Origin of the sequence: Nitrosospira multiformis (genome assembly GCF_900111585.1) — a bacterium.
Classification (GTDB): Bacteria; Pseudomonadota; Gammaproteobacteria; order Burkholderiales; family Nitrosomonadaceae; genus Nitrosospira; species Nitrosospira multiformis_B.
Genome location: NZ_FOHI01000001.1, coordinates 655,408 through 664,246 on the forward strand (window position 1 = coordinate 655,408; position 8,839 = coordinate 664,246).

Consider the following 8,839-nt stretch of genomic DNA (forward strand, 5'->3'; position numbering starts at 1 on the left):
GCGTATGGAAAATCTCAAGCTTAAAAGCTTCGCCCAGCAAGACTTTCCCATCGAAGATATAGAGCAAGTAGCAAGGTCAGCCGGGGGCATTATCAGAGCGCACTATACTCGAGGTGTGGGGTGCGAATTCAAGTCCCGGCGGCAGGTTGTAACCATTGCGGACAGGGAATCCGAACAATTCCTGAAAGAAACGCTTCTAAAACTCCACCCGTGCCATTTTTATGGAGAAGAGGGCGGGGGAGTCATTATCGAGCAGGGCGACCAGTGGGTCGTTGATCCATTGGATGGGACCGAAAACATGACGGGATATCCGCCACTTCTTGCCATCTCCATCGGGCTTCTACGCAACGGAAAACCTGTTCTCGGCGTCATTTACGATCCCATCCACGACACCTTATATAGCGCACAGGAAGAACATCAGCTAAAAATAAATGGAGAAGTTACACAGGTAAGGAGCCCGCCCGAACCGGCAAACGCGGTTGTCGGACTCGATTTCTCCTCTGAAATGCACACGCGCCCGGAAACACTTGATCAGCTTTCGCGTGTATTGCAACAGGCACGCACAGTAAAAGTATTGGGAGTTCCTGTTTTATCGCTGGCCGAAGTGGCAGCGGGAAGGCTCGACCTGTTTTTCCGTCCTTCGACCAAATTGACAGATATGGTTGCAGGTGTCTGTATGGTCAGGGCGTCGGGAGGAAAAGTGGTTGATTACGAGGGCATGGAATGGACGATACATTCCAAAGGGGTGATTGCAGGCTCTTCCAGCATGATAAATGCCTATATGCCTTGTTTTTACACAACTTGAACTTAGCAGAAGAAGGTTCGGTGCAGTTTTGAACCGATCATTGAGAGCGACTGATGTTTGCTAAGTTCAAGCCGCTGCTATTAAGAAATAGGAAGTTATCAAATTCGATGTCTGATCATGCTGCTGTAAAACAACACCTAATAATAGCCTAGGGGTTATAGCAGATTATGGCCGAGGTAAAAGAGCCAGACTTGGCGGACCTGACGCCCGCAGGATAATTCTACCTCCTAATAGAAATTACCTCCCCTCCAGCAATGCCTTCAATTCATATTTTTCACGGTCGATTTCGCCTCGTGTGCGTACACCCAGACGCCGCAACAGCGGTAAAGGCGGGCACCATCCCTGCAGGGAGTGCTGCAGCAGGAATGACAGTACAACCGTGGGTAACGCCAGCCATTTTCTGTTGACAGTCAGGCCGAGAAAAAGACCCGTCAAGGACAGTGCCGATGCATTGGCTTCAAGGGCACGCTCTATGTCCCACTCTTGGTCGAGTTCCGCGATACGCCGATTGATGGCTTCCTCGCTGCTGTTGGCATAACGCCGGATATTGCTGTTCGTTTGGCGATCTATTTCGCGGTTCACGTTTGGCGCTGTCGAGTGGCGAACGCGATCTCTGCTCGTTCGGTCTTCCGTATGTAACATGGCTCGTTCTCCTTTGAAGAAGTGATTCCGGGGGAGAGATTCATTTAAGTTTCTGAGGCCAGTGATAACAGGTAAACCTTTATTTTTATCTTTATTTTTGAAGATTTCTGTATGGAAAGACACAATTAAGGCAGAAAAAACATTGTTCAATAATTCAATTAATCTGGCCTTGCCCTTATCCTCTCCATAGCTGGATTAGATACGGCAAAACAAGGAGGCGGGTTAAAGTGGGGTATGCAAATTTCTCAAGAAGTCTACGCTTCGGCTTTTGTTCCTTCGCACAAACCGACGAGCGTAGCGGAATCAATGATGTGTTCTTTCATGCTTGCCGCCACCTGAGTTTTATCCGCACTTGCGGGTAAATCCAATACCACATTCAGCGCGAATAACTGGAAGTGGTAGTGGTGGGTGCCGTGGAAGTATTTGGGGCAAGGACCTTCATAACCGTGCGTCCCCCCATTGGCAATGCCTTCCGTTCCGCCCGCGGGAATACTGCCGGCTGAAACCGTTGTGGTGTTAGGGGGAATATTGAATACCAGCCAATGTACCCAGGGAACGGGTGTTGCATCGCGGTCTTCCACGATCAGGACCAGGCTTTTCGTCTCTGTGGGAAGGTCTCCAAACTCCAGGGGAGGGCTGATATTTTCTCCCATACAGGTATGTGGCTTGAGAACGATGGTGCGATTAGGAAACGCCGGGCTGGATATGAACATCCGCGACTCCTTTCATTTGATGGCAAAAAAGACCAGTTAAAACAGGAGAATTGGTTACAAAAATAGCGGAACCTTGGCTTACATGCAATACTGTTGAGCGAAGGGAGTCTGACTGATTTGACTCGTACCGGGAGCGCATGGAAAGCATATGGCTCAGTTGGGTAATCTGCCAATCAAAAAGATCGCGATTTTCAGGGCTTTGAAGCTGGGGGATTTCCTGTTGTTCGTCCCTGCGTTGCGGGCGCTCCGACGGGCTTTTCCGCAAGCCACCATCGATTATGTCGGATTACCCTGGAACCAGGCGCTCGCCGCGCGTTACAATCATTATATCGACGAATTTGTCGAATTTCCGGGTTTTCCCGGATTGCCCGAGCATCCCTTCAAGGCCGAGGCGGTCACGGCTTTTCTGGACGGCATGCAGCAGCGACAATACGACCTTGCCCTGCAAATGCATGGCAAAGGCACAGTATCTAATCTTGTCGTCTCCCTTTTCGGGGCGGCTATTGCGGCCGGGTTTGCGAGCGAAGACAACTCTCACTGGCCTAACCGCGATTTCTTCATGCCATATCCATCCAGGCAGCCTGAGTTGCTGAGGAATCTGGCATTGCTCGAGTTTCTCGGCCTGGAGCAGGCAGATCGCGCGCCGGACAGAACCATGGAGTTTCCGGTATTGGACATGGACTGCCAGAAACTTCGGGAACTGGAAGAATATGGGACTATTCGTGATAAACCCTATGTCTGCCTGCATACCGGCGCGATTTCCGCAGCGCCCTGGCCGCCCGCTCATTTCGCGGAGGTGGCGGACAGGTGTATTCGGCAGGGTTTGAGAGTGGTGTTGACGGGTACTGCGGAAGAGAAGCCCCTCACGCAAGTGGTCGCCGGGAAAATGACGGGTACGGCGATTGATCTTGCCGGTAAAACCGACATCGGGTCACTCGCTGCCCTTCTGAAAGGCAGCCAGGCGGTGATCTCGAATGACACGGGGGTTGCGCATCTGGCGGTAGCGGTCGATGCCCCGAGTGTCACCGTCTTTACCACGACCGATCCTCTGATTTGGGGTCCGTTGGATCAGGTTCATCATCGGGTTGTTTCGGGAAACGACGTGAAGACGCCGGAAGTGGCAATACGGGCGCTGGAGGAATTAATTGGACGTTAATATGAAAGTAAAGGAGAATCAAGGAAGAAAAGAGGAGAAATTGCGGGTTCTTACCTGGCATATTCACGGCAACTACCTTTACTACCTCACCCAGGCTCCGCTGGAGTTTTATTTGCCCAAAGGAGAGGGTGCCGGCTATGGCGGCCGTGCGCGTGGTTTCGATTGGGGGGACAACGTGCATGACGTGCCCATCGAACAGGTGAAGGATCTCGATTTTGACGTGATCCTGTTTCAGCATCGCAAGAACTACGAAGTTGACCAGTACAAAATCCTGTCCGAGGCACAGCGGCGGCTCCCCAAAATTTACCTCGAACACGATCCCCCCCAGGAACATCCAACCAATACTGCCCACTGGGTGGACGATCCTTCCATGCTTCTGGTCCACGTAACCGATTTCAACCGCCTGATGTGGGATAGTAACGGAACACCGACCGCCGTCATCGATCATGGGGTAATGGTGCCGGACAACGTGAAATATACGGGAGAACATGCCAGAGGCATCGTAGTGGTGAACAACATGCACAAGCGCGGCCGTCGCCTCGGTCTCGATGTATTCGAGAAAATCCGTGAACAGATACCGTTGGACCTGGTGGGAATGGGGTCAACGGAACTGGGTGGCCTGGGGGAAGTGTCGCATGATGAGTTGCCTGCTCTCGTCGCCACATACCGCTTCTTCTTCAACCCCATTCGTTATACCAGCCTCGGGTTATCCGTCTGTGAAGCGATGATGACGGGACTGCCCATCGTAGGGCTTGCGACAACCGAGATGGTCACCGCAGTTGAAAACGGCAAAAGGGGCTATGTCGAAACGGATATGGACAAGCTGATCGAACGGATGCGTTATCTGATCGACGATCACGATCATGCGCGGGAATTGAGCCGGAACGCGCGGGAGTACGCAACCCGCCGATTCAGCATCCAGCGGTTTGCCAACGACTGGCAAAGAGTTGTCAGCAACTTTGTTCAGAATGCTCACTGAAAAACGGCTCGGTGCTCAGTCCTAGGGTGCAATAATTCAGTGGCCAATGCAAGAACCTCTGCAACCGGTACACTTTCCACGAATGAGTACGGATGACTGCAGTCCGGCGTCTGAGGTTGAAACGGCCAGGGTGAAACAGGCCTGATGCCGCATTGGGGACATTCAAGCTGCCAACCGATCGCGGCCCGGTGCCGGTCGCGGCTGAGCGGGCCCCAGTTGAGTGCATTAGGCGCCCAGTAAATTCCGACTGTACGTGTGCCTACCGCCCGTGCCAGATGGAGCGGACCCGTGTCGTTGCTGATGACGAGCGCGCTTTGCTGTAGGAGAGCAGCCAGACCGCCCAGGCCAAGTCGGATACACGGAATTGCAGGGCGACTCATTGCCCGAATGACATTCGCGACGCGCTCTTCTTCTTTCGGCGTTCCTGTCACGACAACTTCATATCCCTTTTCGATCAGGCAATCTGCTGCCTCGGCAAACTTGGCTGTAGGCCATACCCTGCGAATATCATCCGCGCCCGGGTGGATAACGACGTAGGGTTTCCCCTTGATCATTTGGCGGGTCAGCTCTGCCTCCTGTTCGTCGGATTCCGTCACCTCGATGCGTGGTTCGAATCCAGTACTCGTGGTATGAGCGCCAATCAAGGCGGCCACTTCGAGATTGCGCAGAACCTCGCTCTGGTAATGCACATAGGGAATGGAACGGTCGAGGGGTTCGGCAGGCGGGTTGCACATGCCTGCCGTCACGCGGGCGGCAAATTTATTAATGAAGGGGTTGACGGATTTACCATCACCCTGCATATGAATGACGACATCGAGCTTCTCGCCTTGCATCGCCTGGCAGAACAGTTCGATCTCGACAGGGTAGGCGGCGCTGCCTGTGGGGGGAACCCGGCCTTTTGACTCAACCGGATCATTGACCCCGGCAAGTGGGGGAATGCTGATAACCCGATCAACCGGCAACGGGCGACCGGAGACGAATTCCTTTACCCACGGTTTGGCGAGCAGGATGAGTTCTGCATCGGGATATGTCCGTTTAATCGCATCCAGGGCGGGCAGGATGACGATAAAGTCACCCACCGCCTTGGCATGGAGAACTGCGATTTTGCGGGGTGAGAAAGGGAGAGCCGGAGGAAAATTACCTGCTGCCAATGTCAGTAAAGAAGGTTATTGTTGTTCTCTATTCCCGGTATCGTCTCATTACCTCTACACGTTTCATCCTTTGGATACATGGATTCCTCGCGGACTTATCCTGCCCCGTAAGGCTCCCAGGATTTATTTGATCTGCCCGATTGCCTTGCTCACATCCGCTGGCGTTTCATAGTCCTCATCCGGCAACTGTTCGAGGGTCTGCATTATATTCTCGTCAGCACCCTTGGATTTGGCATGATCCACGAGTTCATCCTTGTTCGCGGGGTAATCCACACCAGACAGGAATTTCTGTACCTGAATCGGGTTTGCTTTTGCCATGGTTCCTCCATTTATCGCGATCGTTATCTCGGTTGCCTCACATTCAGAACTCAGTGTAGTTCATTTCCGGGCAGATTTCCGTGTAACTTTGATTCATGAGAGAAGCAAATGACGAAGAAGCGGAGCGCGATGAAGGCAATCCTCAGGCGACGATGAAACTGCAAATCCTGATATGTGTGTTGGCGAACTGAAATAAAACCTGATCAGAGGAAGAATAAAGTCACCAGCAAGTACCTGAATGATGGGCGAAACAATTCCCAATCGTTTGAATATGAACCAGCTTAAGGAGGCAGGCATGAACAACATAATCTGGTGGGTGGGTTTTATTGTTATCCTTCTCGCTATCTTGAGCTTCCTCGGATTGCGTTAAGAAGTGGTGGCGCCAGCGGTTACTCTTGGGAGCAACAGGCTGCTTTTCGTCAACGACGATTGCGTGAACAGCAATTCTCCAACTGGAGTAATCCTGGCCTTACTAGCTTCCTTGACAGGTGCTTGACATTACATCGAGATTTGCGCTACGTTTTGTTCTGACCAGATCAGAGTTTTGTTTTGTTGAAATTTCCTTCCTGAATCAACTATTCGTGTGATGGGTAATCGGTAATGGTGACTGCTGATCAGATTGTTAACACCGCAGTTGAGCTTGGCGAACAGAAATCGTGGGAGGCCGTACGCCTGCATGACGTGGCGGCTGCGCTGGGCATCACTCTGAATGACGTGCATGCGCATTTTCGTGAGAAAGAGGATATCGTTGAAGCCTGGTTCGAGCGGGCAGACAGTGCCATGCTGAGGATGGCGCAGGCGCCGGACTTTTCCTTCCTGACGCCGCGGCAGCGTCTGCACCGGCTGATCATGACCTGGCTGGCGTCTCTTTACCCTTACCGCAAGGCTACAAGGCAAATGATCTATGGCAAACTGGAGCCAGGTCATCTGCACGTTCAGATTCCCGGATTGATGCGCGTCAGCCGTACTGTGCAATGGATGCGAGAAGCTGCGGGGAGGGATGCTACGTACCTCCGGCGCGCATTGGAAGAAAGTGCGCTTACTTCCATTTATCTGGCGACATTTGCTCACTGGATGAACGATAGTTCGTCCAGTTCTTCCAGGACGAGCCGATTTCTGGACGGATGCCTGTCCGTGGGTGAAAACCTGGATCGAATGCTATTTTTTCGTCGGTACGGCGGAGAAAGAACGGATAGCGGAGAAGCACCCCAGGGTACATAAGGGTACGTACGGCTAGATTAAGGATAGAGTACAAGAATACTCGGGCAATGCGTCCCGCTGCTTTCCAAGCCCGCTGAGCGCCCTGTTGACTGTCCCGTTGAACGGGCCTCTTTGAGCTGTCTCTTTGGCTCCCATTATCAGTCCTCATTAAATCCCTTCATACCGCATGGATACCTTGACCCATGCTTTAAGCGGTGCATTGCTTGCGCGGGCAACCGCTTCACCCTCACATCATGCCCATGACACCGGGCAACTGACATTGCGCGCTCGCATGACCGTCGGCTTCATTGCAGCCGCGTTTCCCGATGCCGATTTCGTGTTACGCGCAATCGATACGCTCACGTATATCACGTTTCATCGTGGCATTACCCATTCAATCATACTGTTGCCTTTCTGGGCCTGGCTGGTTGCCTGGATCCTCTCGAATTTGTCTCGTCTTTCACACCGGCCGTATCCATGGCAGGCATTCTATGGCATCGCTGCGCTCGGTATAGGCATTCATATAGCTGGTGATGTGATTACCTCTTACGGCACGATGCTTTTGGCCCCGTTTTCCAGGCATGCTTTCAGCATTCCCTTCACATTCATTATCGACCCCTATTTCACGGGAATAATCGTGATCGGCCTTGTGGCCAGCATATTCAAGCCAAAAGGCCGATATCCGGTGGTTGCTGCCTTGCTGATCCTGGGATGTTACGTTGGCTTCCAGGGGATTCTGCATTCACGGGCCGTGGAGATTGGCGAGGCATACGTCAAAAACCATCGATTAAAGGAGGCTCAGGTCCACGCCTTCCCTCAACCGCTCTCGCCCTTCAACTGGAAGATTATCGTCAGCCATGACGATGACTATGAAGTAGCCTCGGTCAATCTGTGGCGTACGCAAGAAATTGGGGCCTCCGCCGCCGAGAGCGGTTTGCTGGGCAGGTGGGAAGCGATTGCTGCAGGTTATCGGCCTGTTTCAACAGCAAAATGGACACGGCATAGTCGATTTGGTGAAACAGAGCGTCAGAGTGCTCTTGCCCACGAGGCGTGGCGACAGGAGATTTTCGCCGGGTTTCGCCACTTTGCGGCGTTTCCGGTTCTCGATCGGATCGAGTATTACCCGGACGCAGTTTGCGTGTCTTTTCTTGATTTGCGTTTTATCGTTCCTTCCCTTCAGCCATCCCTGGTATTCGGGCTCTGTCGCGAAGGTCTGCACGGATCCTGGCATCTCGCACGCGACCCTGGCCTCTTCGGAAGAGACTGACGCGGCACCGAGCTTCCCCCGGAATCGCGGTTCACCGAGCTTCCCGTTCTATCCTTTCCTTCGCTACCCGTTCCTGTGCGAGTTCAAGCCCTTCAACAAAGTAGCCCATCCAATTTTGGTGATGAGTTGCGGCTTTCAGCCTTCACCCATCCTGCCATACTTCGATGCCCTCGCGGATAGATCGCCTCCCTTCACCCTCCTGCTGCTGAATTTCGGATCGTGAGATTTGGTAGGGTATGAACCGGATATCTCCGCCGGAATATGCCCCGGTCCATTTATTTCTCTCTATCCCTTCTATCCCCTCAGCTCATTCCCTTCCATCCAACCTCGATAAAAGTTGATATCGGTCAAGGTTTAGCATCGTGCTGAGGCATACGATTCGATAACGGATAAGAGAATCCGATTATCTTTAATAACCCTACTCGTGGACCAAATATTCGGGAATCAATGAGGAAAACATGAAGATCAACGTACCCTCAGCCTTTGCAGGAGTCATGACGTACGTGACGTATCCCGGACTGGCGATGGCGGCAGCCGACCCCTACCAGTTAAATCTGCCCGAGCCGCAGACAGTCATTGCCCAGCAGATCTACGACCAGCACACGATG

9 protein-coding genes are annotated in these 8,839 nt (G+C 52.6%); 5 read left to right on the plus strand and 4 right to left on the minus strand.

Features of this window, described 5'->3' with window-relative positions:
- Positions 1-4 precede the first annotated feature (4 nt).
- Positions 5-805 (plus strand): inositol monophosphatase family protein, encoded by an 801-nt coding sequence (locus BMW46_RS03030; protein ID WP_074704373.1) that lies wholly within the window; start codon positions 5-7, stop codon positions 803-805.
- Between the two features lie 237 nt (positions 806-1,042).
- On the opposite strand, the gene BMW46_RS03035 is transcribed toward BMW46_RS03030, so the two are convergent.
- A complete protein-coding gene (locus BMW46_RS03035; protein WP_074704376.1) occupies positions 1,043-1,447 on the minus strand; it encodes a hypothetical protein in 405 nt (134 codons plus the stop codon).
- A gap of 254 nt (positions 1,448-1,701) precedes the next feature.
- Complete coding sequence (locus tag BMW46_RS03040; protein WP_074704379.1) at positions 1,702-2,160, minus strand: YbhB/YbcL family Raf kinase inhibitor-like protein; 459 nt, start codon at positions 2,158-2,160, stop codon at positions 1,702-1,704.
- 148 nt (positions 2,161-2,308) lie between these two features.
- On the opposite strand from BMW46_RS03040, the gene BMW46_RS03045 reads away from it, so the two are divergent.
- Complete coding sequence (locus BMW46_RS03045) at positions 2,309-3,316, plus strand: glycosyltransferase family 9 protein (protein WP_074704382.1); 1,008 nt, start codon at positions 2,309-2,311, stop codon at positions 3,314-3,316.
- Between the two features lies 1 nt (position 3,317).
- On the plus strand, positions 3,318-4,295 hold the full coding sequence (locus BMW46_RS03050) for a glycosyltransferase family 4 protein (RefSeq protein ID WP_074704385.1): 978 nt from the start codon (positions 3,318-3,320) through the stop codon (positions 4,293-4,295).
- Here the strand turns inward: BMW46_RS03050 and BMW46_RS03055 are convergent.
- Both BMW46_RS03055 and BMW46_RS03060 read right to left on the minus strand, forming a co-directional pair.
- Entirely contained in the window at positions 4,289-5,374 is a 1,086-nt protein-coding gene (locus BMW46_RS03055) for a glycosyltransferase family 9 protein (protein WP_143049077.1), read from the minus strand. The genes BMW46_RS03050 and BMW46_RS03055 overlap by 7 nt on opposite strands.
- A 195-nt stretch (positions 5,375-5,569) precedes the next feature.
- Positions 5,570-5,764 carry a DUF2795 domain-containing protein gene (locus BMW46_RS03060; protein WP_011381097.1) on the minus strand — a complete coding sequence of 65 codons (195 nt, stop codon included), beginning with the start codon at positions 5,762-5,764 and terminating at the stop codon, positions 5,570-5,572.
- Positions 5,765-6,364: 600 nt separating this feature from the next.
- Between BMW46_RS03060 and BMW46_RS03065 the strand changes: the two genes are divergently transcribed.
- Both BMW46_RS03065 and BMW46_RS03070 read left to right on the plus strand, forming a co-directional pair.
- The gene (locus tag BMW46_RS03065) at positions 6,365-6,985 is read left to right on the plus strand and encodes a TetR/AcrR family transcriptional regulator (RefSeq protein ID WP_074704391.1); all 621 of its coding nucleotides are present in this window, start codon (positions 6,365-6,367) and stop codon (positions 6,983-6,985) included.
- A 166-nt stretch (positions 6,986-7,151) separates the two neighbouring features.
- Positions 7,152-8,231 (plus strand): metal-dependent hydrolase, encoded by a 1,080-nt coding sequence (locus BMW46_RS03070; protein ID WP_074704394.1) that lies wholly within the window; start codon positions 7,152-7,154, stop codon positions 8,229-8,231.
- Positions 8,232-8,839: the final 608 nt, after the last annotated feature.

What these genes read in the sequence shown, in the direction of transcription:
- BMW46_RS03030 (WP_074704373.1), top strand. Translation starts at nt 5, where the DNA reads ATGGAAAATCTCAAGCTTAAAAGCTTCGCCCAGCAAGACTTTCCCATC.
- BMW46_RS03035 (WP_074704376.1), bottom strand. Translation starts at nt 1,447, where the DNA reads ATGTTACATACGGAAGACCGAACGAGCAGAGATCGCGTTCGCCACTCG.
- BMW46_RS03040 (WP_074704379.1), bottom strand. Translation starts at nt 2,160, where the DNA reads ATGTTCATATCCAGCCCGGCGTTTCCTAATCGCACCATCGTTCTCAAG.
- BMW46_RS03045 (WP_074704382.1), top strand. Translation starts at nt 2,309, where the DNA reads ATGGCTCAGTTGGGTAATCTGCCAATCAAAAAGATCGCGATTTTCAGG.
- BMW46_RS03050 (WP_074704385.1), top strand. Translation starts at nt 3,318, where the DNA reads ATGAAAGTAAAGGAGAATCAAGGAAGAAAAGAGGAGAAATTGCGGGTT.
- BMW46_RS03060 (WP_011381097.1), bottom strand. Translation starts at nt 5,764, where the DNA reads ATGGCAAAAGCAAACCCGATTCAGGTACAGAAATTCCTGTCTGGTGTG.
- BMW46_RS03065 (WP_074704391.1), top strand. Translation starts at nt 6,365, where the DNA reads ATGGTGACTGCTGATCAGATTGTTAACACCGCAGTTGAGCTTGGCGAA.
- BMW46_RS03070 (WP_074704394.1), top strand. Translation starts at nt 7,152, where the DNA reads ATGGATACCTTGACCCATGCTTTAAGCGGTGCATTGCTTGCGCGGGCA.